The sequence below is a fragment of the Actinomyces sp. 432 genome (assembly GCF_009930875.1).
In the GTDB taxonomy this organism is placed as follows: domain Bacteria; phylum Actinomycetota; class Actinomycetes; order Actinomycetales; family Actinomycetaceae; genus Actinomyces.
Map to the genome: position 1 here is coordinate 1829279 of NZ_CP025249.1, position 26890 is coordinate 1856168.

Annotated in this window: 18 protein-coding genes, 2 pseudogenes and 1 riboswitch; of the genes and pseudogenes, 5 read left to right on the top strand and 15 right to left on the bottom strand. The window is 68.7% G+C overall.

Translation table 11 applies throughout. The features are described from left to right. Positions 1-42: 42 nt before the first annotated feature. From CWT12_RS07655 to CWT12_RS07670, 4 genes and pseudogenes are all read right to left on the bottom strand, one after another. Positions 43-1708, bottom strand: a pseudogene (locus tag CWT12_RS07655) (cation:proton antiporter). 34 nt (positions 1709-1742) lie between these two features. Next, the gene (locus CWT12_RS07660) at positions 1743-2939 is read right to left on the bottom strand and encodes a cobalamin-independent methionine synthase II family protein (protein ID WP_161924342.1); all 1197 of its coding nucleotides are present in this window, start codon (positions 2937-2939) and stop codon (positions 1743-1745) included. A gap of 8 nt (positions 2940-2947) precedes the next feature. After that, positions 2948-3050: riboswitch (SAM riboswitch) on the bottom strand. A gap of 103 nt (positions 3051-3153) precedes the next feature. Then, positions 3154-3804, bottom strand: a complete 651-nt coding sequence (locus CWT12_RS07665) for an OmpA family protein (RefSeq protein ID WP_202616172.1) — start codon at positions 3802-3804, stop codon at positions 3154-3156. Beyond that, positions 3801-4457: a hypothetical protein gene (locus tag CWT12_RS07670; RefSeq protein WP_161924343.1), complete on the bottom strand. Its 657-nt coding sequence runs from the start codon at positions 4455-4457 to the stop codon at positions 3801-3803. Before CWT12_RS07670 ends, CWT12_RS07665 begins: the two co-directional genes overlap by 4 nt. A gap of 208 nt (positions 4458-4665) precedes the next feature. On the opposite strand from CWT12_RS07670, the pseudogene CWT12_RS07675 reads away from it, so the two are divergent. Further along, positions 4666-6957 (top strand): annotated as a pseudogene (locus CWT12_RS07675) (RecQ family ATP-dependent DNA helicase). Positions 6958-6990: 33 nt separating this feature from the next. Here CWT12_RS07675 and CWT12_RS07680 read toward each other — a convergent pair. The 9 genes from CWT12_RS07680 to CWT12_RS07720 form a co-directional block, all read right to left on the bottom strand. After that, positions 6991-7398, bottom strand: a complete 408-nt coding sequence (locus CWT12_RS07680) for a hypothetical protein (RefSeq protein WP_161924344.1) — start codon at positions 7396-7398, stop codon at positions 6991-6993. Between the two features lie 5 nt (positions 7399-7403). Then, positions 7404-8648 (bottom strand): Tat pathway signal sequence, encoded by a 1245-nt coding sequence (locus tag CWT12_RS07685; protein ID WP_161924345.1) that lies wholly within the window; start codon positions 8646-8648, stop codon positions 7404-7406. Next, the gene (locus CWT12_RS07690; protein WP_161924346.1) at positions 8648-10570 is read right to left on the bottom strand and encodes a DUF2334 domain-containing protein; all 1923 of its coding nucleotides are present in this window, start codon (positions 10568-10570) and stop codon (positions 8648-8650) included. Before CWT12_RS07690 ends, CWT12_RS07685 begins: the two co-directional genes overlap by 1 nt. After that, on the bottom strand, positions 10571-11785 hold the full coding sequence (gene wecB, locus CWT12_RS07695; protein ID WP_237564084.1) for a non-hydrolyzing UDP-N-acetylglucosamine 2-epimerase: 1215 nt from the start codon (positions 11783-11785) through the stop codon (positions 10571-10573). Positions 11786-11838: 53 nt separating this feature from the next. Further along, entirely contained in the window at positions 11839-12522 is a 684-nt protein-coding gene (locus CWT12_RS07700; protein ID WP_161924347.1) for a hypothetical protein, read from the bottom strand. Continuing rightward, a complete protein-coding gene (locus tag CWT12_RS07705) occupies positions 12519-13886 on the bottom strand; it encodes a glycosyltransferase family 2 protein (RefSeq protein ID WP_237564085.1) in 1368 nt (455 codons plus the stop codon). The genes CWT12_RS07700 and CWT12_RS07705 overlap by 4 nt, the downstream gene beginning before the upstream one ends. A gap of 496 nt (positions 13887-14382) precedes the next feature. Next, positions 14383-15738: a histidinol dehydrogenase gene (hisD, locus tag CWT12_RS07710; protein WP_161925366.1), complete on the bottom strand. Its 1356-nt coding sequence runs from the start codon at positions 15736-15738 to the stop codon at positions 14383-14385. 12 nt (positions 15739-15750) lie between these two features. Beyond that, positions 15751-18159, bottom strand: a complete 2409-nt coding sequence (locus CWT12_RS07715; RefSeq protein ID WP_237564086.1) for a glycoside hydrolase family 3 N-terminal domain-containing protein — start codon at positions 18157-18159, stop codon at positions 15751-15753. Positions 18160-18282: 123 nt separating this feature from the next. After that, positions 18283-19056 carry a hypothetical protein gene (locus tag CWT12_RS07720; RefSeq protein WP_161924348.1) on the bottom strand — a complete coding sequence of 258 codons (774 nt, stop codon included), beginning with the start codon at positions 19054-19056 and terminating at the stop codon, positions 18283-18285. 274 nt (positions 19057-19330) lie between these two features. On the opposite strand from CWT12_RS07720, the gene CWT12_RS14550 reads away from it, so the two are divergent. Together CWT12_RS14550 and CWT12_RS14555 are read left to right on the top strand one after the other, a co-directional pair. Next, entirely contained in the window at positions 19331-20182 is an 852-nt protein-coding gene (locus tag CWT12_RS14550) for an FGGY family carbohydrate kinase (protein ID WP_337247885.1), read from the top strand. Continuing rightward, positions 20179-20916, top strand: a complete 738-nt coding sequence (locus CWT12_RS14555; protein WP_337247886.1) for an FGGY-family carbohydrate kinase — start codon at positions 20179-20181, stop codon at positions 20914-20916. The genes CWT12_RS14550 and CWT12_RS14555 overlap by 4 nt, the downstream gene beginning before the upstream one ends. A gap of 77 nt (positions 20917-20993) precedes the next feature. On the opposite strand, the gene CWT12_RS07730 is transcribed toward CWT12_RS14555, so the two are convergent. Continuing rightward, a complete protein-coding gene (locus CWT12_RS07730) occupies positions 20994-21401 on the bottom strand; it encodes a hypothetical protein (RefSeq protein WP_442862525.1) in 408 nt (135 codons plus the stop codon). Positions 21402-21536: 135 nt separating this feature from the next. Here CWT12_RS07730 and CWT12_RS07735 point away from each other — a divergent pair, with 135 nt between their 5' ends. Next, the gene (locus CWT12_RS07735) at positions 21537-21785 is read left to right on the top strand and encodes an RNA-binding S4 domain-containing protein (protein WP_161924349.1); all 249 of its coding nucleotides are present in this window, start codon (positions 21537-21539) and stop codon (positions 21783-21785) included. A 446-nt stretch (positions 21786-22231) separates the two neighbouring features. After that, the gene (locus CWT12_RS07740) at positions 22232-23083 is read left to right on the top strand and encodes a hypothetical protein (RefSeq protein WP_161924350.1); all 852 of its coding nucleotides are present in this window, start codon (positions 22232-22234) and stop codon (positions 23081-23083) included. 191 nt (positions 23084-23274) lie between these two features. On the opposite strand, the gene dnaE is transcribed toward CWT12_RS07740, so the two are convergent. Continuing rightward, a complete protein-coding gene (gene dnaE / locus CWT12_RS07745; protein WP_161925369.1) occupies positions 23275-26865 on the bottom strand; it encodes a DNA polymerase III subunit alpha in 3591 nt (1196 codons plus the stop codon). Between the last annotated feature and the right edge of the window lie 25 nt (positions 26866-26890).

Here is a 26890-nt window from a genome sequence, read left to right on the forward strand (position 1 = left end):
GCCGGAGTCTACGCGTACTGCGGCCTTGCCCCGGCACGCGTCCTAGCCTGCGGTCGTCAGCAGGATCTCCTCGGCGTCCAGCCGTTCGAGCGCGTACTCCAGGCTGGAGGAGGAGAACAGGCCCGCGTCACGGGCGTCGAGCAGGGCGTGGCGCTGCACTCGGATGGTCTCGACGGCGAGTTCGCGCGCCTCGGTGGGGGTGAGCGTGTCGGTGTGCCGGCGAGCGGCGGCGTCGCCCAGGAGCCGGAGCAACCGCTCGCGCTCGGCGCCATCGGCGGTGCTGGAGGCCATGCGCGGGCGGACCAGGCGGATGACACCGCTCAGCGTGAGCCCCTGAATGACCAGTGAGCCACCGGCGACCAGCAGCGCCACCAGCAGCAGGAACGGCCGGGCGGGCGTGGCCAGGGGCAGGGTCTGGGCGGCGGCCAGGGTGACCGCGCCGCGCATGCCCGCCCACACGATCACCGCCCCCTCGCGCGGCCCGAGGGGATCGGCGGTGAAGTAGTCCAGGTCTGCCCCCCGGCGTCGCTGGCGCCGCTGACCGCGCTCCAGGCGCTCGCGCCAACCGGTGAGGGCCTGGTGCCACTGCTGCGGGGACAGGCCGTGTTGGGCTAGCAGCTCTTCGTCGATGTCACGTGCGCGCTCCAGGCGGGCCTCGAAGTGTTCCAGGCGCTGGCGCTCCTCCTCCAAGTGACGGCGGTGGCGGCGGCGCACGTGGCGCAGCCAGAGCAGCAGCGGTACTACGAAGGCCACCCGCACCAGGACCGCCAGGGCCCCGGCTCCGGCGGCCAGGAGCACGGCGTTGCGCAGGCCGAAACCGTCGTCGATCACGTCCTGGACGATCCCGTAGGCCTGCAGCCCCATAACCAGGAAGATGCCGCCTTCCAGAATCAGCTCAATGGTGCGCCAGTTCTGCTGGGCGGTCAGCCTGTGGGCGGGCGGCAGCAGTCGGGGCCTGCGGTAGGAGATGACCAGGCCGGCGACGACGGCGGCGACCAGCCCGGAGCCGCCCAAGTAGTCGGTGGGCAGGGAGGCCAGGAAGGGGATGGTAAAGGACACGACCGTGTCCGCCGTCGGGTTGGTGATGCGGGAGCGGACCCGGATGCTGCCCTCCCCCACCACCCAGCCGATGGCCAGGGCCAGGGCCAGCGAGGTGAGGAAGCCGGAGACGAGCGCTGCGGGCTGCAGGGCGTCGGCGCTGTGCGCGATGCCCGCGGCCGTGGCGGAGGACAGCAGGATCAGGGCGGTGGCGTCATTGAACAGTCCCTCCCCTCCAAGATGGTGATAATCCGCTGGGAGACGCCCGAGCCGCGGGCAATGGTGATGGCGACGGCGTCGGTGGGGCTCAGCACAGCCCGAGTGCGATGGCCCAGGGCAGAGCGATGGCGGGCACTACGGCATGCACCACCAGGCCGATGATGCCGGCGCTGGCGGCAACCAGCCCGACGGCGAGCGCGGCGACGGCGCGTAGCTCGCGTCGGAAGTCCATCACGGGCATGGATACCGCAGTGGAGAACAGCAGTGGGGGCAGTACCGCCTCGAGGACGATGTCGGGGTCCAGCTCGATCGCCGAGACGAACGGCAGGAAGCCGATGCCCGCCCCCAGGGCCAGCAGCAGTAGCGGTGAGGCTACGCCGACCCTGGGGGCGAGTTGGTTGCCGGCGGCAATGACGAGCAGGCCCGCCACCGCGATGATAAGTATTTCCACGGCCGCACCTTAAGGTGCGGCCGTGGAAGCAGCCTCAGAAACGCGCGGACGCCAGCCGGGCGCCCTCGGTCAGGGAGGCGAGCTTGGACCAGGCGATGTGGGCGTGCACGCGTCCGCCCAGGCCGCAGTCGGTGGAGGCGACCACGCGCTCGGGGCCGACCAGCCGGGCAAAGCGCTCGATGCGGTCGGCAACGAGCTCGGGGTGCTCCAGCACGTTGGTGGCGTGGGAGACGACGCCCGGGATCAGGTACTTGCCGTCGGGAAGCGCGGTGTCCTGCCAGATCTTCCACTCGTGCTCGTGGCGTACGTTAGCGGCCTCGAAGCTCAGCCCGTTGGCGTTCACCGACAGGGCCAGGTCGACGATCTTGTCGAAGCCGAGGTCGGTGGAGTGCGGCCCGTGCCAGGAGCCCCAGCACACGTGGTAGCGGACCTGGGCGGGGTCAATGCCCTCCAGGGCGTGGTTGAGAGCCTCGATGCGCACGGCGGAGAAGCGGCGGTAGTCCTCCAGGGACGGCTCGGTGACGAACTGGTCCCAGGACTCGGCCAGGTCAGGGGCGTCGATCTGGACCGTGAGCCCGGCATCGGTGATCGCCCGGTACTCCTCGCGCAGGGCCTCGGCCCAGGCCCATACGGCCGCCTCGTCGTCCTCGTAGTAGTAGTTGCCGACGCGTGCCGCCGAGGCCGGGGAGACGGAGGCCACGAAGCCTTCGCTCAGCGGCTTGCCGGCCCCCTCGAGCGCGCGGGTGAGTGCGGCAATGTCGCGGGCGACGACGTCCTGACCGGTGTAGCGGATCTCGCCGGTCACCACCGGGAACACCCAGGGGCGCCGAGTGGCCAGGTGGATGCCGGAGGTGGGGTCGGAGTAGGCGTCGGCGTAGGCGACCCAGTCGCGGCGGTCGGTCATGGCATCCAGCTCGAGCTTGCCGGCCGGGGTGGGCTTGCGCTCGGGCAGCTGGTCGAGCAGCTCCAGGCCGCTGAAGCGGCTGAAGGAATATGACCACCAGGCCCCGTAGTCGACCTTCTCGGTCATGGCGTGACCGTATTCGCCGTCGTTGACGATCGTCAGGCCGATCTCGGCCTGACGGGCGACGACAGCGTCGGTCTGCTCGGCGACGACCGCCGCGAGTCCGGCGTCGTCGAGCGTGCCGGCCGCGTGTGCTGCATTCGCCTCCAGCAGTGCCTCGGTGCGGGGCAGGGAGCCAACATGGGTGGTGCGGATTTGCTTGGCCATTTCAGGTCCTTCCATCGGTCCTGGCGGGAGCACCGCACCGCCGGACGCATGCCGACGGCGTGGTTGCTGCGGCGTCAACGAGCCAGGTCTCTCAGCCGCTCTGGATGGTGCGGCAACACCCTACCAAGTTCCCCGCGCCGTCCCCGCACTCTCGGCGTGTCAGCGCCGCTTGCGCCGCACTGGCCAGTCGGCCTGCCGGGAGGGCGTCCGGGTCCTAGCGCTCGGCGACGATCTCCACGCGGCGGTTGGCCGCCCGGCCCTCCTCCGACACGGTGCCGTCCTCGTTGGTCTCCGCAGCAATTGGCTCGGACTCCCCCTTGCCCTCCGCGGTGATCTCAAGTTCGGGCAGCCGGGCGCTGATATACGTCTTGACCGCCTGGGCTCGGCGCTCAGACAAGTCCTGGTTATAGGCGTCCTCGTCCACCGAGTCGGTGTGCCCGACAATCGTCACCGTGGCGGGCGGATCATCCTCCCAGTCCTCGATGAGCTCGTCGAGTACCTCGTGGGCGCGGTCGGTAAGGTCCGCGGAGTCCGTCTCGAAGTTGATGTCGCTAGACAACGTCGTGGTGGTCCGGTCCCCCCGCTCCACCACCGAGGCCGCACCGTCCAGGGCCCCGATCGGGGCCTCAATGTCGAAGCTCCGCAACTCGATGGAGTATGCAGGAGCGTCGATGTTCTCCCCGGCGCCCGGCAAGACCCCGGGGTCGACGTACCGGGTTGCCGTCGCGGGCTCCGTCGCGCTCGGCGTCGCAGAGGCGGCCAGCGCCGTGGGCTGGGAGTTGGTCGCGACCACCGCTGCTCCCACCAGCATCACGGTCCCCGCCGCGCCCGCGAGCCGGGCGGCATACAGGGCACGGCGGTTCATCGCGTCACCGCCACGTCCGTGAACAGCTGCAGGCCGGGAATTGACACCGTGACAGTCTTCACATTCTCAGGCAGGGGCGCGTACATGTTGTAGTAGATCGCAGTATCACCCGGGCGGATCCTGCCGGGCTGGGAGCACAATCGCTCGCCGTCGGTGTTGCGGGCCGTCTCGTAAGTCTTCTGGTTCAGGGAGTCGATGAGCATCACTCCCGAGGTGGTTCCGGCCCCACCGGGGCTACTGAATTCAGAGCTCATGTAAAGGCCTTCGTGGTCTTCATCATCCGGCGAGAGGCAGGTTACCGAGAAGGTGACAACCGTGAAGCCCCCGGTAACTGTGACGGCATTGAGGTCCACGCGCGCCGGCTCCTCGGCTGCATACCCGTTGCTCAGCTCCACCTCCTGGGAACCGAGTACGGGCAGCTCGCCGGTAAAGGGCAGGGCCGTTCCGGCCGCCGAAGCCTGTGCGGCCGCGCCGACGACGTCTGCGCCTGCGGCGTCGGCGTCCTCGCCGTCGTCACGCCCGGTCAGGCTGCAGGCCGCCAGCACGCCGGCCAGCACTGCGGAGCCGCCCCACGCCAGAAGTCGACGCCGACTGACGCCTGCGGCCGACAGGGACTCCGGGGTCGGCCTAAACTGTGATGAAGACGTGGACATGCGGCAACTCCTCGGGAAGGAAAGTGGCAAGCACCGTATGTGACTGGCGGGCGGAGGCCCGACGCCTGGGCGAACGACGCGGCACCAAACTTAGTATGCCGGAACGTTATCTTACCGGAGCAGCGGAGTCAACCCGAGTGGATACGCATCGGCGGAACCAATCGCGCAGAGCGGGTTCGCGTCGGTGCGCCGGGCTAGCGTTGCGGCCATGAACCAGCCCGCCACAAACGCCGCTCCCGCCAGCCCGATCCGCGAGCGCGCCGAGGCGGTGCTGCGGGACCTGGTCGGCCGGGCGGACGCGCAGTTGCGTACGGACCAGTTGCGCGCCGTCGAGGCGCTGGTGGTGCAGCGCCGGCGCGCGCTAGTAGTGCAACGCACCGGCTGGGGCAAGTCTGCTGTCTACTTTATAGCAACCGTGTTACTACGCGAGGGTTGGGCCGACTGGCGGCCGGGTACTCCGCTCCCCGTGGCCGGCGCGGGAGGCTGCCGGAGCAACAGTGATCGTCTCCCCGCTACTAGCACTCATGCGTGATCAAGTTGCAGCCGCGCAGCGCGCCGGTATCAACGCCCTGACCATGAACTCGGTCAACGCCCCGCAGTGGCCCGAGATCGAGGCGCAGGTGCAACGCGGCGAGGTCGACTTGCTGCTAGTGTCCCCCGAGCGGCTCAACCACCCCGTCTTCCGGGAAGAGGTCCTGCCCCGGCTGGCTGCAGACGCCGCCCTGGTGGTGATTGACGAGGCCCACTGCATCTCCGACTGGGGGCACGACTTCCGCCCCGACTACCGGCGCATCCGCACCCTGCTGTCGCAGCTGCCGCACAGGACGCCGGTACTGGCCACCACGGCGACGGCCAACGCCCGGGTCACCGCCGATATCGCCGAGCAGCTGAGCACCGCGTCCCCTGCGGACACTGCCGCGGACGGCACTGCAGCGTCAGCGCCAGGCCGCGACGTGCTGGTACTGCGCGGCACGCTTGCACGCGATTCCCTGCACCTGGGGGTGCAGCAGCTACCCGATGCCGCTTCCCGCCTGGCGTGGCTGGTCAGCTACCTACAGGGCACGCCTGGATCCGGGATCGTGTACTGCCTGACGGTCGCAGCGGCCGAAGAGGTAGCCGAGCGATTACGTGACGCAGGCATGGCGGTCTCCGCCTACACGGGGCGCACGGATTCCGCGGAGCGGGAGCGCCTGGAGGAGGAGCTCAGGGACAACCGGGTAAAGGCGCTGGTGGCCACCAGCGCACTCGGCATGGGCTTCGACAAGCCGGACTTGGCATTCGTCGTGCACCTGGGGCACCGAGCTCGCCAGTGGCCTACTACCAGCAAGTGGGCCGGGCGGGGCGCGGGGTCGAGCGCGCGGAGGTGATCCTCCTGCCGGGGGCCGAGGACCGCGCCATTTGGGACTGGTTCGGCGCCCAGGGATTTCCTCCCCCGGATGCGGTCCGGGAGGTTCTGGCAGCGCTGGACCGGGGCGGCGCGGCGGGCGGACGTCCCGTCAGCACGAACACGCTGGAGGCCGTGGTACCGCTGCGCCGCGCCCGCCTGGAGTCCATGCTCAAGGTCCTTGACGTTGATGGCGCAGTACAGCGGGTGCCTGGGGGCTGGCAGGCAACCGGGCGTCCCTGGGCCTATGACGCGCCCCGGTATGAGCGGGTCGAGCGGGCGCGGCGCGCCGAGCAGGAGCTGATGGAGCGTTATGAGTCCTTGTCCGCGCCCGACTGCCGGATGGCCTTTCTTCGCCGGGTACTGGATGATCCGGAGCTGACCGCCGACTGGCGGTGCGGCACCTGCGACCTGTGCGGCGGGCTGGACCTGCCGCAGGTACCGGCCGAGCAGGAGGTTTCCGCCGCCCGTCGAGCGATGGCACGCGTGGGCATTGCGATCGAGCCCCGCAGGCGTTGGCCCGCCGGCATGGACCGCCTGGGCCTCCCCGAGCTCAGGGGCGCTATCGCCGCGGCCGACCGAGCGGAGCCGGGGCTGGCAGTCGGCCGCCTGGACGGGCTGGGCGTGTCCGCGTCCCTGCGCGATCTGCTGGACTCAGGTGCCGACTCCGAAGTGCCGCCCTCCCTGCGCACCCCCGTGCTGGAGGTCGCCGACAGGCTCGCCGCCCAGGCGATTTCCGTATCCGGGGAGGGCGACGCGCAGGTCGGTCCGAAGGAGCTGGCGGTAGTCGTCATTGACTCGCGCACGCGCCCAAGGCTTGTACGCCACCTGGGGCACGCGCTGGCGCATCACCTGGGAGCCGTTCCGCTGGGCGTCATCGGGGTGCGAGGTGAGCCGGGGCGCCACGACGTCGGCTCCGCCTTCCGGCTGGCGGACAGTGTCCGTTCCCTGACACTGGAGAAATGGCCACCGCGGGTCCTGGAGCGCTTACACAACCGTCACGTCGTGCTGGTGGATGACTGGACCGACTCCGGCTGGACGCTCACCGTCGGCGCCATGCTGCTGCGGCGGGCGGGGGCGGCCGGGGTGTACCCCCTGGTGCTAGCGCAGCGCTGAGTACTGAGCCAGTGCCTGCCAACAGTCCTGTTGTCAGCCGCCGTCCTCGATGCGCGCCGCAGTGACCAGGTCTTGCGCCACTGTGCCGGAGTCCGGTCCGGTGCCGCCCGGCCCAGTGGTGCTCGGGGGCTGCCCGGGTGCGGTGGTTTCCGCGGAGACGATCCCCTCATCCTGGAGGTAGTACCACCACAGCGGCGCGGCCCAGGCGCGCGGCTGCCCCAGCGCGACCGCCGTAAGGTGCTGGGCGACGGCGGACCGGCCCGCTTCGGCGTCATCGGCTGACCCGAACCACCAGGGTCCCTCGTCGAGGTCTTCAGCGCCGTAGCCCAGTTCGGTCAGCGCCGTCTGCTTGTCCCCCACCACCCGCCGCAGCGTTTCCATGACGCGCCGGGCGCCGGATCCCAGCGGATGCCACTGCGGGTACACGGACAGCCCAACCACATCAGTCAGCTCCAGCAGCTCCCCCGCAAGTTGGCTGCGGCCCAGGACAGGACGGACTCCGCGGCCGTGCCCTGACCGAGCTGGTAGTACAGGGTGAGCACGCGCGTGGCTGCGGCAGTGGCGGGGGTCTCGGCCAGGACTCGCGCAGCGGCAAGCGTCCGCGCAACGGCATCCGGACCGGTCCACTGTGCGGCGAGCTCATTGCCGATCTCCCAGGCGTCGGCGTCGGGGAAGGTGCCGACCAGAGCCGCCAGCCTCCGCCTCCACGCGTCCTCGGTGTACTCGGCCAGGTCCTGGGAGTCGCAGACCTGCACCATGACGCGGACACCAGCGTCATGCAACTCCGTGGCGCACCGCCTCCACTCCGCCAGCTCCGCAGTGTCCTCGGTGTCTGCAACAACGATACGCACCAGCCGGGTCCGGCCGGCCTCCTCCAGCGGGGCTATCGCCTCGGCCGCCGTACCGGGGTCCGGGGCGGCGGTGAAGGTCACTCCGAGCATGGCGTCCTCGGGCCCGCTGCCCGCGGCGGCCGCATCAAGGGCCAGTTGGGCGGAGGTCGCCGCCTCCAGCGCATCGTTGGCGAGCGCGGCGCGCTCGACGGGAGTTCCCGCGGCCGCGCACGCGTCCAGTGCCCGGGAGGTGAGCGCACGCAGCTGGTTGACCGCCTGGGCCGTATCCGCCTCGGCTCCGCTGGTCGGCAGGCTGCGCACCGCATCCGCTTGGGCGTTGTGCAGGCTGCGCGCCGCTAGCTCGGCCAGGGCGTAGCGTCCGGGCCCCGGCACGTCCACGAGCAGGGCCGAGTAGCCGTGGCTGGTGGGCCAGGACAGGTTAAGACAGGCGGGGCCGCCCGCAGGCAGCTCCAGGCAGGCAGTGGACTCCCCGTGCGCTTGCAAGGGGGCGAGCTCGATCAGCTCGAGCGTGTCGGTATCGAGCAGAGCGTCATCGCGTCCTTCCTCCCCCACCCCGTTGGTCTGCCGCTCAAGCAGCTGACTCAAGGTCATGAGCTCACCATCAGGGGCGGCGACGTCGAGCCGCGCCAGGGCGCCCGTGCTGGGCGGCTCCCCTGGCGCGGCCTGCAGCTTTATCAGGGGAAGGGGCGCGAGAGCCAGGCCGACACCTCCCGCCACGAGCAGGCCCAGGGCCCGCCGCCGGGATACTCTGCGGGGCCGGGCCGGCGCGGGAGGATCGGCAGGCGCCTCGGACGCGGCCACGTCATCCCCCGCCTGGCTGGAGGCCTCGGAAGCAAGCATCACTTCAGCTCCGTTGCGGGCACGAAGGTGTAGCCCTCTGCCCGGATGCCCTCAACGACCTGCTGCAGCAGCGACACGTCATAGTAGGGGTGGAAGAAGAAGCTGGCGGTGGCGTGCGTACCCACCAGGTTGGCGCGTGCGGCAGCCACGAGGTCCGCGGGCAGGCGCGGCGGATGCTGGTTGTACGCCTCCAATTCCACGTTGCCGAGGTTCTCGGGCAGCACGTGCGTGCCGTACGGGTCATTCACGGCATAGGGGAAGAACTGTCCGAAGTAGTCGAAGTCCCCTCCGGAGCGGCCGGTGAGCAGGCCGGCGTGCAGGAGCTCGCGCTCGTAGCGCACCTGGTAGACCTTGCCGATGCCGGCGTAGGCCGCCGCGCTGGCCGCGTAGTGCGGCGTTTCGAACACGGTGGGCTCGGGCAGGCCGACCTGGGTGAAGATGGCTCGGCCCTCGAGCACTTGCGCGGTGGCCCAGTCCGCGTCGGTGCCCGGCAGGTCACCGCCGATCTGCACCCACGAGTCGTTCTGGCAGGTGACCACCGGCGCGGAGTTGTCGTTGACGGCGCTGCACCAGGACCGGATGAACTCGAAGTCATCCGTGCTCACCGCGTTGTAGGGGTTGCTGAGGTTGGAGAACTGGTGGCGGGTGCCGTGCTGAATCAGCGTGCCGCCGTTGGCGACGGCGTGGTTGAGAACCTCGACCAGCTCCGGGTTGTCAGCCAGGGTGAGGGTCTCCGGTGCGCCGTCGTTGTACACCCCACTGGGGTCGGTGTACACGGGCACCACCGCGATCTGGAAGGGCACGGCCGCGCCGACCAGGTAGTCGACGATCGCGCGCAGCTCCGAGGCCGTCGTTGCGGGGCTTACGTCCTCGATGCGTACGGCCGCCTGCCGGACGGTGGCCGCGCCGGGCTGGAGGGTGTCCAGCACGATGTCGGCGGCGGCCAGGTACCGGTCTGTCTCCCCCAGGTAGGACAGGGGGACCTCCCCGATGTAGGTGAGGTTCGCGGACTTGACCGCCCACGGGAAGGAGCTGCCTGTCGACTGTGCGACCTGGGCGCAGTCGGTGGCGGCGCCGGCGGCGTCGGAGCACTGGGCGGAGCCGAGTACCGTGACGTCCTCGGGGGTGGTGATGTGGGGGGCGAGGATTCCGCCCGTATTCAAGGCGTTGCGGCTCAGGGACTGGCCGTTGTAGGTCACCGAGGTCACCGTATCGGCCGAGTCAATGTAGGAGCCGGCGGCGTCCCACCCGTAGCGGGCGGCGAAGGCGGTGCGGCCCTCGGCGCCGGCCGCGAGCTGCCAGATGTTGAAACCGGACCACAATACGGGCACGTCACCGGTCAGAACATCGTCGATGAAAGCCTGCGGCAGCGGCTCATCGTAGGTGGAGCCGGAGTAGATCACGGCGGTGTAGGAGCCGGCCAGGCCAGCGACGTAGTCCGTGACCGGCAGGGTCGTCACCGTACCGGAGTGAGAGGCCAGCATCCCCATGCCCAGAGCGTAGTACTCGCCGAGATGCGCGTAGGGGCCGGTGGAGTCGAACAGTACGAGCGTACGGGCGGGGCCGGCTTGCTCGGTGGAGAAGCTGCGGGCTGATTCCGGCAGCGCCACGTCCGCCGGCAGGTCACGCACCTGCGGCTCGGCGGCTGCCTCAACGGGCTGCTCCAGCTCCTCGGCCTCAGCCTCGCCGGCGAGCACGAGCGGCAGCACCTGCTGCGCGGCCGCCGCCGGCTCCGGAGGCGCCTGGACCGGAGCCTCCTGGGCGACGTCGAGCGCCGGGGCCTCGGCCGGGACGGCGGCCGGCGGCTCGGCTGCGGTGGCGGGAGCGGACGGGGCGGCGGCAGCCGGCAGCGCGGCCACGACGCCCGCCAGCACGATGCCCAGGAGGGCACCGCGGCGTCGTTTCTGAGACGGACGAATCATTCAGTCCTCCTGCGTGTTGTCAGCGGGGCGGATGGGGTTGAACTCGGGGATGCGCTCACCTACACCGGTCAGCGCCGCCATGGCGGCAACTGTGCGGGCGCAGGCGTGTCCGTCGCCATAGGGGTTGGCGGCGCTGGCCATCCCGGCATAGGCGCCGGCGTCGTCCAGCAGGCGTCCCACGGAGTCGACGATGGCCTGCTCGTCGGTGCCTACCAGCTTGGCGACACCGAAGCTGATGGCCTCAGGGCGCTCGGTGTTCTCGCGCATCACGAGCACCGGCTTGGACAGCGCCGGCGCCTCCTCCTGCACACCGCCGGAGTCCGTAAGCACCAGGTGGGCCCGGTTCATGAGCGTGCAGAACTGCCCGTACGGCAGCGGCTCGGTGACGACTACGTTGTCCAGGCCCTCGATGTGGGGCAGCAGGGCCGCGCGCACCTTCGGGTTGCGGTGGGCCGGCAGGACGATCACGTCGGCAGGATGGCTGCGGGCGATACGGGCGACGGCCCGCCCGATGCTGTGCATGGGCTGCCCCCAGGACTCACGGCGGTGCGCAGTCACCAGTACTATGCGTCGTCCGGGATCGGCGGTAGCTTGTGAGAGCGCGGGGTCGGTGAAGGGCGTCGGCTGTTCCACGGCCTGCAAGAGGGCGTCGATGACCGTATTACCGGTGACTACCACCGCGGCAGGGTCGGCGTTCTCCCGCAAAAGGTTATCGCGGGCGACGGTCGTGGGGCACAGGTGCAGCGTGGCTATCTGCGAGAGCAGACGCCGGTTGGCCTCCTCAGGGAACGGCGAGGCAATGGATCCTGTGCGCAGGCCCGCCTCTACGTGAGCCACCGGCACGTGGTGGTAGAAGCCGACCAGCCCGGCCGCGAAGGCGGAGGTGGTGTCACCCTGCGCGGCGAGCAGATGCGGCTGGTACTCCTCAATGGCGCGCTCTACCCCTTCGAGCGTGCCGACGGTCACCTGGGTGAGGGTCTGGCCCTGGCGGTGGATATTCAGGTCCGTGTCCGGCGTGATGCCGAAGAAGTCATTGACCTGATCGAGCATTTCTCGGTGCTGACCGGTAACTACCACGATCGGCTCGAAGCGCTCGTCGTGCTGCAGGGCACGCACGAGCGGGGCCATCTTGATGGCCTCCGGCCGCGTGCCGTATACGAGCATTACCCGTGGCCTCGCGCCGGTGACGGAAGCGGTGGATGCGGCTGCGTTCATTACACTCCTTAGGTGATTCAGGGACTTGCCCGTAAGTAAGCGGTACGGGTGCTTCAGGGGGTTGCCGGGCTTACGGTGACATCGACCGTCGCGTCTTCGGTGTAGGCAGCTACCGAACCGCGCAGATAGGGGGAATCGGTGTCTGTTACGGTCACCAGGTCCCGGCCGTCGACAGTAATCACAGCAGTCATTACTCCGGCCGAAGTGGTGTCAATTCTGATTTTCAGTCTATGCGCCTCACCCACCGCGAATTTAGGCGTGCTGCCAGAGGCCAGGAACTGCTGCTTACCGGGGTAGTCCGGATTCTGCTTGGACACCTCCCACCCGTTGGGCTTGAGCACCACCGCGTAGAAGTGGTCATTGTCCTGATAGCTCCACAGCAGCCAGGCGACCTCCCACGGATTGGGCGAGCTTCCCCGGCGCAGCTGGGCGCGCGTGCGCAGTGTCGCCTCCAGGCCCGTCACGCGCCCCTGCGCCACCGAGACGGCGCTTGAGGTGGCCAGGCCGGCATGCGTCTCATCGGGGCGGGTGGCAGGAGCCGGGCTGAGCCGCACCGTCTGGCCCTCGCAGGCGGCGGTACCGTACCCGTCAAAGACCAGGCGCCAGCTGGAGCAGTTCAGGTTGTCCTCCTTCGCGAAGCAGACCGCGGTCAGCGTCGCGGCCACCGCGACTACCACCAGCACGGCCACAAGCCTTGCCGCGCGCCCTAGCCGCCTAGGGCCGACTGCCCCGGTCATGCCCCTGCCTCCGCAGCGGCCTGGCCGACGAGGGCACCTGGAGCGCGGGCCGCCTCGCGGGCGGTCTTGGCCCAGCCCGAGCGGCCGACGAGCTCGCGTGCGAGCGCACGCCACCCGTAGATACCGGACAGCAGACCGTAAACCACAAACACGTGGCACCAGGCTATGCACCGCAAGGGCCCCGTCCCCTCCTGCCGGACTCGGCGCCAGTACACGAGGGCGTACAGATATGACGGCCCGAAGGCGAGCAGATAGGCACTCGGCGCCCACGCCCACGACTGCGGCACGCCCCAGGCGAGGTTCATGCCGAAGAGGACCAGCATCAGCAGGAAGGACGCCGGCAGCAGGGATCCAGCAAGCAGGAGGTACGGGCTCAGAACCTGCCAGAGCGTATCCGCGCGCGCACGTCCGCGCAGCTCGCGGGCTACAAACCCCAGCAGTGCGCGCGCCTGCAGATTGCCTTGGAACCAACGCGTGCGCTGGCGCACAAGCCGCCGCAGGGAGGTCACACCCTCCTGATGTACCGCGGCCTCGCCCCGGTACTCGTTGACCCACCGGGTGCCGTTGAGCCGGATTCCCAGGTCGAAGTCCTCGGTCAGGGAACGCGTCCAGGGCTTGGTACCCAGCGCGTCGAGCGCGGAGAGCCGCACGAATTGGGCGTTACCGCCCATGCCCACACTGCCGAGGCGGCGGCGCCCCTGCTGATATATCGCGGTGAAGGTCACGAACTCGATGTCCTGCATACGGGCCAGCAGGGAGGCACTACGATTGGAGATGCGTACTCCGAGCTGGACCGCCCCGATGTCCCTCGTCGCGAAGGCGTCGCGCAGGATCTGCCAGGCCGAGGGATCCAGGTGACCGTCGGCGTCTACCACGCCGACGATGACCTGCTCGGGGTCCAGCTCCCGGTATCGCTCTCGCACTACGGTCACAGCCTGGTTCAGGGCTTCACCCTTACCCTGCCGGGCGTCAGGGGGATCGCGGCGCAGTAGGGCGACACGTGGATCATCGAGCGCACGGACAATCTCACTCGTGGCGTCGTCGGAGCCGTCGTCGATGACCAGGACCGACAACTCGGGACTGGGATCGGTCAGGAGCCGACTCACTGAGGGACCGATTACGGACTCCTCGTTGAGGCAGGGCATCAGGACCACGATTTGCAGCGCCCGCACGTCGGCGTCCTTTGCCGAGCGGGAGGAGGCGTCCACGCGGGCGCCACCTCGGGCCGCGCTACGTGCAGCGCCCGTGAGAAATAGTAGATAGCTCAATGCCACTACCACCATCGCAAGGGCGCTAAGAGAGCCAACCAAGTCCAGGTTACGCAGCAGGTCCCCGGCGTACACGGGCATATAAATCCGGGTCATACGCCTACACCGCCGCTTCCAGAGGGAGCCCGCTCGGCAGACAGCAGCGCCTCCGGGCCCGAGGCACCGCCCCCGACCGCAGGGCGCCGGCCGCCGCAGCGGACCCGCACGCCCCATAGGTATTCAGCGCCAGGAAGAGCAGGGCGATCAGAAGAAATCCGAAGCCCGCCGAATCAAGCAAGACACGGGCTACAGTCTCTAACCAGCCAGTGACTACGCCGGAATCCGATTGGCCGAGAACGGCCAGGGACAATGAGTACTGCATGTCAACTCGTCAGGAACAGAAGGGTCAGGGAGAGGACGGCGCGGGCCTCGTAGAGGACGCACCGGCCCTTGGCTCAGACGATAGCACAGGCAGACGGGATTTACCTTCGCGAAATACCTCATATCAGCGCGACCGGCACAACTCGATCCGCCGCTCACCATGGCATTGCATGAGCCACACTAATCCACGTATTGACATAGAAATTCGCACGTCAAATCCGCGCTTTTTAATTCATCGGCGCCTAGCGCGGACCGCCTCACCGTGAGCGGGCAGGTCCTCGGACTCGGCCAGTGCGGACAGCGGCGCGGTCATGGCCGCCAGGGCGTCGGCACCGTACTCAATGACCTGCACGGGCTTGAGGTAGGCCATAACGCTCAGCCCGGCGGCGAAGCGCGCAGTACCGCCGGTGGGCAGGACGTGGTTGGAGCCGGCCAGGTAGTCGCCCAGCGGGACCGGCGAGTAGGGCCCGACGAAGATGGCACCGGCATTGTGGATGCGGCGGGCCAGAGCGGCGGCTGCGGCCGCGTGAATCTCCAGGTGCTCAGCTGCGTAGGCGTCGGCGACCTGCACGGCCTGGTCGAGGTCACGCACCAGCACGATGCCGGACTGCTTTCCGGTCAGGGCGGTTTGGGCGCGCCCGCGGTGTCGGGTGGCGTCCAGGCGGCGAGCCAGCGCGGTATCCACGGCATCGGCCAGGGGCGCGGAGTCGGTGATCAGCACGGAGCCGGCGTTGGGGTCGTGCTCCGCCTGGGAGAGCAGGTCGGCGGCGACGTACTCGGGGTTGGCCCCCGCGTCGGCGATGATGGCGATCTCGGTGGGGCCGGCCTCGGCATCGATGCCGACCACGCCGCGCACGGCGCGCTTGGCGGCAGCCACGTACACGTTTCCGGGCCCGGCCACCACATCGACCGGCGCGCACAGGGTGCGCCCGTCCTCCCCACCCGCCAGGGAGTCGGCCCGGTCGACGTCGTCTGCGGCCTCGGCTCCATAGGCGAACATGGCGACGGCCTGGGCGCCGCCGACCGCGTATACCTCCGTGACCCCCAGCAGGGCGCAAGCGGCTAGTACCGTGGGGTGCGGCAGGCCGCCGAACTCCGCCTGCGGCGGGGAGGCCAGGGCGATCTGCTCCACACCGGCCACCTGTGCAGCAACCACGTTCATCACCACGGAGCTGGGGTAGACGGCCAGGCCACCGGGAGCGTACAGACCCACCCGACGCACCGGAATCCAGCGCTGGATGACGTGACCGTCGGGGATGATCTCGGTGTCGCGCTCGGTGGGCAGCTGGGCGGCGTGCCCGGCGCGGTTGTGGGCGATGGCCAGCTCCAGCGCCTCGCGCACCTGCGGGTCCAGGCCCTCCAGCGCCTCTTGCAGGGCCGCCGCCGGCACCCGCAGATGGACCGGGCGCACGCCGTCGAAGCGCGCGGCAGCGTCCCGCAGGGCGGCGGCGCCGCGTTCCCGCACGTCCGCAATGGTGGGGGCCACGGACTCAAGGGCGGCGGTGACATCCTGTTCCGCGCGCGGCAGAGCCGCAGCCAGTTCCCGTGTCGGCAGGTTCGGGTCGCGCAGGTCGATGCGGTTGAGCAGCATGGTGGGAGCCTACCGGCTCCGGTAGCGACGAGTGCGCGCGTCATTAATGGCCCCGGCCCAGTTCAGGCCGTAGCCGAAGCGGTAAGCGTTACCGGCTGAGTCGGTGTAGGCCGCGTAGTCGAAGGGCAGGTCCTCGCAATGCGCCTCCACCGCATCCATCGACGCCGGCAACGTGATCGGCAGCAGGCCGCTGGGCTCGTACTCCCCGGCAAGCAGCTCCCAGACCACCGACTGCTGTACGCCGAAGTCGACGACAATCGCGTCTGCGTGGGGCTCCAGCTCGGCCAGCACGGCCGGGTTGTGCATACGCACCACCACGATCACGGGCCGGTCCCCCATCAGCTCCCGGGCGGCAAGGACCGCATCGAGGTCGGTTTCATTGGCGACCCGGTTGGTCTTGCCGCGATAGGCCCGGTCCCCGGTCTCCCGGAAGTCGCCCGCCGCCAGGGAGCGGGCACGGGCCGTGGCAGCGGTGTAGGGGCGGTACTGGAGCGTCAGCGGCAAGTAACCATTGCCGCCGGCCTCGCGGTCGGCCGTCGAATAGGGATTGGACAGGGGCGACTCGATGAAGACGACGGCGGCGTCGGCGTCCTGGGGGTCCGTAACCCGCTCGTAGGGGCAGGCGGCGGCGTCAAGGGGATCGATGTCGCGCGCGGGTTCACCGCCGCGCATGAAGCCGGGTTGAGCGTCCACGTGTCGGATGGGAACCCACACGCGCCGCACATCGGCCCCGAGCGGCAGGACGGCGGTACCGGCGGCACGGTGGTTCTTGAGCAGGACCAGGCTGTCACGCTGAGCGGCGCACGCCGCGGTGGCAAAGGCCTCGCAGCCGACGACCGCGCTGGAGTCAGCGGGATCCAGGTACGGGTTCTCGAACAGGCCCGCCCGGAAGAGCACCCGCAGCAGGCGGGCGGCCGAGGCCTCGAAACGGGCACGCGCCGCAGCCTCGCCGTCGCGAAGGGCCAGGCGCCGGTACGCCTCGATGATCGGCGCGCAGTCGCTGTTGCCGCCGAACTGGTCCACACCGTTGTCAAGGGCCAGCAGGTGGCGGTCGGCCACGTCCAGGTCCTCCACGCCGTAGCAGCGCTGGCCGAAGTGATCGATCTCAGGATCGGGATCGGCGGTGATGCCCCAGTCGGTGCACACCACCCCGTCGAAGCCGGATCGCTCGCGCAGCATGTCGTGGACGATTGCCCGGTGGTAGGAGTTGGCGCGCGGTGTTGAGTCGCCGCCGGTATTGACCACCCGCCCGTCCGGGGTGCGGTAGTGCCAGGCGATCGTGTAGTAGGGCATGACGGCGCCGGCGCAGCCCGTGGGCCCGTGCAGGTGGAAGGCGGCCTCGAAGGCACGCAGGTGCTCCGCCTCATTGCCGCCGGGATACACCGCGAACTTGCCGAAGCCGTAGTGGGCGTCGCGGCCGCCCTCCCCAGTACCGCCGCCGGGCCAGTGCTTGACCATGGCGGACACCGAGGCGCTGCCCCAGCCGGGGTCGCTGGCGGCCGCGGCTACCGCCGGCAGTTCGGCGTCGGCCGGGGTACCCGTCATGCCGAATGCGGCACCGTCCCCACTCGTCGGTGTGGTCTGCATACCGTCGCAGTAGGCCCGGGCGTAATCGGCCACCAGGCCCGAATGCGGACCCCAGGTGTCCTGCAGGCGCATCCAACGCGGGTCGGTGGCGATGTCAATCTGCGGACCCAGCGCGGTGGTGATACCCAGGGCGCGGTACTCGCGGGAGATGATTGCGGCGTACTGGCGCACTCGCTCGGGATCGAACAGTGCCGCCATACCCAGTCCCTCCGGCCAGCGGGAGACGTCGGCGGCCAAGGTGGCGAACTCGGCGCCGGAGGTATCGGCCGCACCGTTGCGGGGATCGCTGGAGGTATTCACCGGCACGCCCAGCGGCTCGGACTCCGCGAGGGCCTGCAGGGCGTTGTTCCAGCGGGCGGCCGTGCCCGCGTCCTGGAGGGTGAAGGCCAGGACGTGACGGATATGATCGGCGGTGAGCATGGCGCGCTGCTGATCGGTCAGCGCCCAGGCGGGCGCTCCCGCCTCCTGGCGGGTGCGCCCGCCGTAGCTGCCGGCGAAGGGTCCGACTCCCGGATTGGGAACGGGCTGGTGGGGCGAGTAGAGCATCAGCCCCGCGATTGCCTCGAGGCTCATCCTGGAGGCGAGGTCGGCGGCGCGCTCCGCGGCGGGAAGCCGCCAGTCCTCGTAGGGCAGTAGCGCTCCGGTGCGGGCCAGGTCCTTGAACAGGTGGCCGTCGGCCTCGAGTATGGGGGCTGAGGTGGTTCCCAGGGTGGGGCCATCCGGTTGCGGGTGCAGCGTGAACACGGGCTCGGCGTAGTCGCCGGCTGCGGATGGAGCAGGGCTGGATTCGGGGCTGCGTTCACGGGATTCACTGTGGCTCCTTCGCTGCACGGCCGCACGGCAGCGGCCGTGCGGAACAAGCATCGCACGGACGGGGCACATGAGCGGGGCGATCACCAGGGGACATGCGCGGGATGGCCGCCACCGGTACAGGCGCGAGCAGCTGCTTCGGCCTCAGGCGCCTGGCGGTTCCGTCCGCCGGTCGACGATGTGGATGGGCCCCTGCAGCCCACAGTCTCCAAGGGCGGTATCGAGTTCGGCCACCAGCTCCTCCAGGCTGGTCAGCCCCGCCGCCACCTCCGCATGCTCGATCTGAAGCGCGGCGACTCCCCCGAGTTCAAGTACCGGTTCTATGACGAACCGCTCCGCCGCGCCCTCCTGCAGCAGCGCCAGGTCCTCACCGGCCCCGTAAACCACCGTCTGCGCGGAGGGCGGGCCCAGATCAGTGCCAAACAGCGGATCGTGCAGGGACACCTCCATGAACACGGTGCCGTCCTCAGCCTCTAGTCGCTCATGCCCGAGCCGCCGCAGTCCGCGGCAGCATCTTGCGGGCAGCGTTCCCGTGCTGCCATCCGGCCCCGCACCTGTGTAGGCGAAGGCGCGCAGCCCGGAGCGGATGAGCGCATCAGCGAGCGCTCCTATACGCGCATCGGCCAGGGCATCGGTCCGCTCACCGGTTGCGGTCAGGACCAACCAGTCGGACTGCGGCAAAGGCTGCTCCAGGACGAATCCGGCCCCCTCGCCCACACTACGTACCTCCGCAGTCGCCTGGCGGGGGAAGACTCGCACAAAGGCGGTGCGCGGGCCGGCTCGCGTCACCAGCGCAGTGGTCAGGACCAGCCCGGCATCAACCAGCCAGGGCACCCCCGGCGTCGGCCCGGGCGGTTCGTGCTTGCCGCCGGCGGCAGCACCGCTGGCGGCGGAGTCGGGCGAGCGGGAGTTGGTCATGGCGGCACGGTATCGCCGGGGTACGACACGAATCCGGAGGTCTTAAGGGCCGCCGGGCGGCGTCGGGACCGGTGGTCGCGCCTCGACTGGACTCCCGCTTCACGGGCCGCGCCTGCGCATCCCGACCCGACTGTTCCCACAACCCACAGTGAACGTTCACATTCAGGGGTGAATGCGCCTATCATCAGTTCTGCAGCCGACCGTCCGGCGTGAGGATGCGCCCGGCGGTGAGCAGGCGACAACCGCCTGAAGTGAATGAGCAACGGAGCAACACATGACCCCAGACACCACTGCCACCAGTCTCGACCCGACCAGCACCGCCCTTGGCATTGAGCTCGGCTCCACGCGGATCAAGGCCGTGCTGGTAGACGCCTCCGGCTCCGTACTGGCCGACGGCGGACACACCTGGGACAACGAGCTGGTTGACGGCATATGGACCTACGCGATCGATGCAGTCATCACCGGCCTGCAAAGCGCCTATGGCGAGCTGGCGCGGTGCTACCAGGAGCGCCACGGCGCTCCGCTCACCGAGGTGGGCGCGATCGGCGTCTCCGGGATGATGCACGGCTACCTTCCCCTCGATGCGGGCGGCGAGCCGCTGGTTCCCTTCCGAACCTGGCGCAACACCTTCACCCAGGACTCCTCCCGCACGCTTTCGCAGCTATTCGGGCTCAACATCCCCCAGCGCTGGTCGATCTCGCACCTGCACCACGCCATCACCCACGGCGAGGAGCACGTCGGACGCATCGCCCACCTGACCACCCTGGCCGGCTACGTCCACTACCGCCTGACTGGAAGGCACGTGCTAGGTGTGGGCGAGTCCTCCGGGATGTTCCCCATCGGGCCGGACGGACGAGGCTTCGACGTCGGCATGCTGGCGGACTTCGATCATCTGGTGAAGATGCCCTGGCAACTGGCAGACATCCTCCCCGAGGTCGCGGCCGCCGGGCAGCAGGCCGGACGCCTCACCCCCCAAGGCGCACGCCTGCTGGATCCCACCGGAACGCTCCGCCACGGCATACCGCTGTGCCCCCGGAGGGGGACGCCGGCACCGGCATGGTGGCAACCAACTCCGTACGCCCCCGCACGGGCAACGTATCGGCGGGCACCAGCGCATTCGCCATGATCGTTCTGGAGCGGCCGCTGCGCAGCCTGGTAGAGCAGATCGATCTGGTGGCCACCCCGGCCGGGGCGCCGGTGGCCATGGCGCACTCCAACAACTGCACCTCGGACCTGAACGCCTGGGTAGAGGTATTCTCCCAGTTCGCCGATGCCATCGGCCATCCCGTCCAACGCGGGCGGCTGTTCGACGTCCTGCTGGGCGCCGCAGCCGCCGGGAATATGGATGACGCCGGGGTCCTGTCCTACAACTTCCTGTCCGGAGACGCCATCGTCTCCCTGCCGGAGGGCCGCCCGCTGACGGTGCGGCGGCCCGGGACGTCACTGACCCTGGCCGGCCTGATGCGCTCGCACCTGTTCGCCGCCTTCGCCTCCATGGCCTACGGACTGCAGATCCTCAAGCAGAGCGAGGACGTTCCGATCGACTCGATGTTCGCCCACGGCGGCATATTCAAGACTCCGGAAATTCCCCAGCGGGTACTCGCCGCAGCCTTCAACACTCCGGTGTCCGTGGGGCAGGCTGCCGCCGAGGGCGGGGCCTGGGGGATGGCACTGCTGGCCGGATTCCTGCTCGGCGGCGCGGGGATGACCCTGGAGGAATACCTGGACCACCGCATCTTCGCGGGTCTGGAGGTTCATACCGTCACCCCCAGTGCCGAGGAGGTTGCGGAGTACGCACGCTACCTGGAGCGCTTCATCGCCGCCCTACCGCTACAGCGCACTGCCGCCGAGGTCTTCTGAGACTCGCACGGACTTCCACCGTGCCGGCGCCCTCCACGCACCGGTCCGGGAACCAGCCGGGGCCGTCGCGGTCGGCGTTAGTCCCGCGCCCAGTGCTCCCAGCAGGCGGCACGCTCGGGCGCCGCCCAGGCGTCGTCGGGGGTGCCCACCTCTCCCGTGCTGCGGTTGACAACCAGCGCCGGAAGCTGTGGCTCTCCACGCGCAGCGCAGTCATGACCGAGCATGTGCAGCAGTGGCCCCATATGCCGGGGCAGTACCGCGCCTCCGATCAACGCACTGAGTTCGCCGTAGGTCACGACCTCGCGGTGTGCCGCAGCGTCAACAAGCACCTCACGTGAGCGCGCGACCGCATTGGCCAGCCGGGGTGTAAGCGTATGCATCCGCTCCCCCACCGGGTAGCGTTCCCCCACTGTCAGGGCGAGCTCCGGGACGGGTGCGGAGCCCGGTTGACCTGGGCCCAAGGACCGCCCCGCCGCCGCTTTCATGCATACATACTCGCAAATCACTAGGCAGCTGCGCGAACCCACCGCGTGAACCGGTGCACCGCCGCCGCAACCAGGCCGAGTGCCGTCGTTTGCGCCCGGATCCGTAGCCGCCTGCGCGGCTGCAAGGATAGGGGTATGAGTACCGCTTCCTTCCAGGCGCCCCTTCCGACCGTCGAGATTCGCGGCGAGATCAAGCTCGGCCAGTTCCTCAAGCTAGCCGGCCTCGTCGAGGACGGCTCGCAGGCGCGTATAGCCGTCCAGTCCGGCGACGTCACGGTGAATGGCGCGGTTGAGACCCGGCGCGGTCACCGCCTGGCCGACGGCGACGTCGTCGTCGTGAACCTGCCGACGGGTGCGGCGGGCGCCGTGGTGTCCGCCTCCTGAGTCCCAGGGCCACCGCCGTCAGAGTCGGCAAGCCACACCGCCCACACGCCTTCTCCATCTGGTTCGAGCCTTTGCACCCTGGTGTGCGGGAATTTGCCGCACACCAGGGTGCAAAGGGTCGCAACAGGGCGACGGGCCACTCCTGCCAGATGGCTGACCGACGTCGCCGACATCCACAGATCAGCCTGGCAACAACCGCCCGCGCATCTCATTAACACCCCAGGCGCCGCGGCCCCGGAATCCGTCCCAGGCTATGTCTCATGCAGCCCTACCCCGCGCCCCCGCCCATGCCCCCGATGACCTTCACCTCAGAGCGCACCCGACGCACTTTGCACGCCAGCAGCGACTTGATCCCGATCGATCGCGGTGCCTACGCGCGGCCGCCGGACTCGGCCGCACCGCTGTGGTCGCAACGGCAATACGTGACTCTGGCACGATGCCAAGCAGTGCTGCACGCTCACCCCTCCGCCATCAGTCTCACGCACGAGGCGGCTGCAGTCGTTCAAGGCATCGCCGTTCCCACCGCCGAGCCCGATATCCGGGTCGCCGTACCACGCAACCATTCGCGCACGCGCAAGCTCCTGCCCTCGCAAACGTATGTGCAGCCCACCGGCGAGTACCCGGGCCGACGTGTGTCCGCCATACGATCCACCACCTCCCCTACCCCACGCGAGGTGCAGGTCGTCAGTGGCATGCGAGTGACGACGCCGCTTCGGACCGCTCTGGATTGCGCCTTCGACTTGCCGGCGCTGGATGCGATTGTCGTGGTCGACTCGGCTCTGCGCGCCGTTTGCAGACCCGACCGATTCACGGGTCGCTGCCAGGGAGAATTGCTCGCCGCCCAGGGCGTGGAACTGCTGCGCGAAATGGTCGAGGCACAGGGGGCGCGGGCAGGGAAGCAACGGGCGCGGGCCGTCGTCGCCATCGCCGACCCCAGGGCCGAGTCTCCCGGCGAGAGCGTGCTGCGTGGGGTGGCACATGCCATTGGTCTGCCGGAACCACGGGTGCAGGAGTGTTGGGCCGACGACGTCGAAATGACCGAGTACTTTCTGGACCTGGCCTGGCCCGAGTATCGCATTGCGCTCGAATTCGACGGCTACGGCAAGTATCGCAGCGCCGAGGACGTCCGCAATGAGAAGCACCGGGAGATGCGGCTGCGCAATGCTGGTCGCTGGCAGGTTCACCGCGTCGAGTGGCGCGACCTGCACGATCGAGAGTCCCTCGGGCGCCGTCTAGTGGACTTGTTTCCACCATCCGTAGCACGCCTGACACGACGCCGGAGGGACCTGTGGCTTTAAAACCGTCGCGCTCACGGAGCCACGTACCACTGACACACGCAAAATCCGCATGGTACGAACTTTTGCACCCTGGTGTGCGGCAATTAGTCGTACACCAGGGTGCAAAGGCTCGCAATAGAGCACAAAGGGTCGCAGCAGACCGCCGTCGTACCCACGGTCCGCGGCAGCGGAACCTCTCAGCAGGACGGGCGTCAGCGCTTGAGGCAGCCGGGTCCGAGCAGCGCCTTGATGTCGGAGTAGAACGCTGCCGAGGCCTCCACGCGCAGGGAGTTGTCCAGCTGCGTGCGTACCTCACGCCCAGGACTCGTCAGCGTCAGCCGTACGGTGGACATGCCCGGATGCTTCTCCAGCACCGTCTTGAACTGCTCGACCAGCGGACCGGTGCAGCGGTTGGTCGGGAGCGTGATCGTAACCGCCTCATGCGTTGCGCTGGACACGTCCGGCACCGTCATCTCCTGCACGTACAGGGCGACCTGACCGTCGCGGCGGTTCAGGCGGCCGCGTAGCGTCACCACCGTGTCCGGCGCCAGCATCGTGGAGACAGTCTGGTAAGTGGAGGGGAAGAAGAGGGCTTCGATGCTGCCACCGAGGTCCTCGATCTGGGCGATCGCCCACAGGTTGCCCTGCTTAGTGGTCTTGCGGGTCAACGAGGTGATCAGGCCGGCAATGGTGACCATGGCGCCGTCGGGCCGGTCGTCGTCCTCAATCAGGTCGGAGATCTCAGTGTCCGCCAGCTTGGCCAGGGCACTTTCCAGCCCGAGCAGCGGGTGATCGGAGACGTACAGGCCGAGCATGTCGCGCTCGTAGGCGAGCTTGTCCTTCTTGTCCCACTCGGGCAGGTCCGGCACCTCCGAGGAGAACACCGGGCCGGAGCCGAATCCGGCGTCGGCGGTGCCGCCACCGTCCCCCATGACGGAGGCGAACAAGTCGAACTGCCCAGCCGCCTCGTTGCGTTTGACACCGATGATCTCGTCAACGAAGTCCTCATGGCAGGCCTGCAGGGCGCGCCGGGACTTACCGAGCGTGTCAAAGGCGCCGGCCTTGATCAGCGAGTCAATGGTGCGCTTGTTGCACACGACCGCCGGCACCTTGTCGAGAAAGTCCTCGAAGCTGGTGAAATCGCCCTTCTCCTCCCGGGCCTGCACAATGGCGTCCACCACGTTGGCGCCGACGTTGCGGATCGCCCCCAGGCCGAAGCGAACATCGTCCCCGACCGCGGAGAACTGGGAGCGGGAGGCGTTGACGTCCGGCGGCAACACCTTGATGCCCATGTGGCGGCACTCGCCCAAGTACACGCCCAGCTTGTCCTTGTTGTCCTTCTGGGAGGTCAGCAGCGCCGCCATGTACTCGGTCGGGTAGTGCGCCTTGAGGAAGGCAGTCCAGTAGGAGACCACGCCGTAGGCCGCGGAGTGCGCCTTGTTGAAGGCGTACTTGGCGAAGGGCACCACCACGTCCCACAGGGCCTTTACGGACTCCTTGGAGAAGCCCCGCTCCACCATGCCGGCCTCGAACTCGACAAACATCTTCTCCAGGATGTCCATCTTCTTCTTGCCCATGGCCTTGCGCAGCGCGTCGGCCTTGCCCATGGAGAAGCCCGCCAGGTCGGTGGCGATCTTCATGACCTGCTCCTGGTAGACGATCAGGCCATAGGTGGTGCCCAGAATCGGCTCCAGGGCTTCCTTGAGCTCGGGGTGAATCGGGGTGATTTCCTGCAAGCCGTTCTTGCGCAGGGCGTAGTTGGTGTGGGACTCCGCACCCATCGGCCCGGGGCGATATAGCGCGCCGACGGCGGAGATGTCCTCGAAGTTGTCCGGCTTCATCAGCCGCAGCAGGGTGCGCATGCCGCCGCCATCCAGCTGGAAGACGCCTAGCGTCTCGCCGCGGGAGAGCAGTTCGTAAGTGGCCTTGTCATCCAGCTCGATGTGGTCGATATCCAGCGGCTCCTTACCGTTGGCGACGATATTGTCGAGCGCGTCGGAGATAACCGTCAGGTTGCGCAGGCCCAGGAAGTCCATCTTCAACAGGCCCAAGTGCTCACACGTCGGGTAGTCGAACTGCGTGATGTAGGCACCGTCCTGCAGGCGCTGCATCATGGGGATGATGTCGGTGAGCGTGTGGCTGGACATGATCACCGCGCAGGCGTGTACGCCCCACTGGCGCGTCATGCCCTCAAGCCCGCTGGCCAGCTCGACGATCTTCTGCGCGTCCGGGTCCTCGGCGTGCAGGTCTCGGAACTGCTGCGCCTCGCCGTAGCGGGGGTCCTCGGGGTTGAAGATCCCCTTGATAGTGATGTCCTTGCCCATGATGGTGGGCGGCATCGCCTTGGTAAGGCGGTCCCCGACGGCGTAGGGGTAGCCCATCACGCGGGAGGAGTCCTTCAGGGACTGTTTGGCCTTGATGACACCGTAGGTGACCACCTGGCTGACCCGGTCGTCCCCATACTTCTGCTTGACGTACTCGATGACCTCATCGCGCCGGCGCTCGTCGAAGTCGACGTCGATATCCGGCATGGAGATGCGCTCGGGGTTCAGGAAGCGCTCGAAGATCAGACCGTGGTTCAGCGGGTTGAGCTCGGTAATGCCCATGGCGTAGGCGACCATCGAGCCGGCGCCGGAGCCGCGGCCCGGCCCCACCCGGATGCCGTGGTCCTTAGCCCAGTTGATGTAGTCGGCCACCACCAGGAAGTAGCCGGGGAAGCCCATCTGCACGATCACGTCGATCTCGTACTCGGCCTGCTTGCGGCACTCATCGGGGATGTTGCCGTGGAAACGGCGGTCCATGCCCTTCCAGCACTCGCTTATGAACCAGGACTCCATGGTCTCCCCCTCGGGAACGGGGAAGACCGGCATGAAGGACGCACCCTCGTCGATAGTCTGGAAGCTGACGTTGCACTGCTCGGCCACCAGCAGCGTATTGTCGCAGGCCTGGGGCATCTCCTTGAACAGGGCACGCATCTCCCGGCCCGGGCGCAAGTAGTAGGTGTCACCGTCGAACTTGAAGCGGTCGGGATCCGAGAGCACTGAGCCGGAGTTGATACACAGCATCGCGTCCTGCACAGTACGGTCCTCCGGCCGCACGTAGTGCGAATCGTTGGTGGCCAGCAAGGGGGCATCCAGAATCTCCGAGATGCGCAGCAGGTCCTTGATGACGCGTCGCTCGATGTCCAGCCCGTGGTCCATCAGCTCGACGTAGAAGTAGTCCTTGCCGAAGATATCCTGCAGCTCGCCGGCAGCGCGCAGGGCCTCATCCCACTGCCCCAGGCGCAGGCGGGTCTGCACCTCGCTGGATGGGCACCCGGTGGAGCCGATCAGCCCACTCGCGTAGCGCGACAGCAGCTCACGGTCCATACGCGGCGCCTTGCCCCACTGCCCCTCCAGTGAGGCGTAGGAGTCCAGGCGCATCAGATTGTGCAGTCCCTCGTCATTGCGGGCCAGCAGTGTCATGTGCGTGTAGGAGCCGCGGGCGGAGACGTCGTCGGAGCGCTGGGACTCGTCGCCCCAGAACACACGGGTCTTGTCGAAGCGGGACGTGCCCGGCGTCATGTACGCCTCGACCCCGATGATGGGCTTGATGCCGGCCTGCTTCGCCGCGGCGTAGAACTCATAGGCCCCGAACATGTAGCCGTGGTCGGTGATGGCCAGGGCGCGCTGCCCCAGCCGCTTGGCCTCGGCCACGTAGTTCTTGATCTTGCCCGCGCCATCGAGCATGGAGTAGTCCGTGTGCACGTGCAGGTGGACGAAGTCGTCGTAGGGCTCCTCGCCGTCCGCCTGCTCGCCTGCCATCCGTACCGCGCTCGCCTCTGCCATG

What these genes read in the sequence shown, in the direction of transcription:
- CWT12_RS07660 (WP_161924342.1), bottom strand. Translation starts at nt 2,939, where the DNA reads ATGGCCAAGCAAATCCGCACCACCCATGTTGGCTCCCTGCCCCGCACC.
- CWT12_RS07665 (WP_202616172.1), bottom strand. Translation starts at nt 3,804, where the DNA reads ATGAACCGCCGTGCCCTGTATGCCGCCCGGCTCGCGGGCGCGGCGGGG.
- CWT12_RS07670 (WP_161924343.1), bottom strand. Translation starts at nt 4,457, where the DNA reads ATGTCCACGTCTTCATCACAGTTTAGGCCGACCCCGGAGTCCCTGTCG.
- CWT12_RS07685 (WP_161924345.1), bottom strand. Translation starts at nt 8,648, where the DNA reads ATGCTTGCTTCCGAGGCCTCCAGCCAGGCGGGGGATGACGTGGCCGCG.
- CWT12_RS07690 (WP_161924346.1), bottom strand. Translation starts at nt 10,570, where the DNA reads ATGATTCGTCCGTCTCAGAAACGACGCCGCGGTGCCCTCCTGGGCATC.
- wecB (WP_237564084.1), bottom strand. Translation starts at nt 11,785, where the DNA reads ATGAACGCAGCCGCATCCACCGCTTCCGTCACCGGCGCGAGGCCACGG.
- CWT12_RS07700 (WP_161924347.1), bottom strand. Translation starts at nt 12,522, where the DNA reads ATGACCGGGGCAGTCGGCCCTAGGCGGCTAGGGCGCGCGGCAAGGCTT.
- CWT12_RS07705 (WP_237564085.1), bottom strand. Translation starts at nt 13,886, where the DNA reads ATGACCCGGATTTATATGCCCGTGTACGCCGGGGACCTGCTGCGTAAC.
- CWT12_RS07720 (WP_161924348.1), bottom strand. Translation starts at nt 19,056, where the DNA reads ATGACCAACTCCCGCTCGCCCGACTCCGCCGCCAGCGGTGCTGCCGCC.
- CWT12_RS14550 (WP_337247885.1), top strand. Translation starts at nt 19,331, where the DNA reads ATGACCCCAGACACCACTGCCACCAGTCTCGACCCGACCAGCACCGCC.
- CWT12_RS14555 (WP_337247886.1), top strand. Translation starts at nt 20,179, where the DNA reads ATGATCGTTCTGGAGCGGCCGCTGCGCAGCCTGGTAGAGCAGATCGAT.
- CWT12_RS07730 (WP_442862525.1), bottom strand. Translation starts at nt 21,401, where the DNA reads ATGAAAGCGGCGGCGGGGCGGTCCTTGGGCCCAGGTCAACCGGGCTCC.
- CWT12_RS07735 (WP_161924349.1), top strand. Translation starts at nt 21,537, where the DNA reads ATGAGTACCGCTTCCTTCCAGGCGCCCCTTCCGACCGTCGAGATTCGC.
- dnaE (WP_161925369.1), bottom strand. Translation starts at nt 26,865, where the DNA reads ATGGCAGGCGAGCAGGCGGACGGCGAGGAGCCCTACGACGACTTCGTC.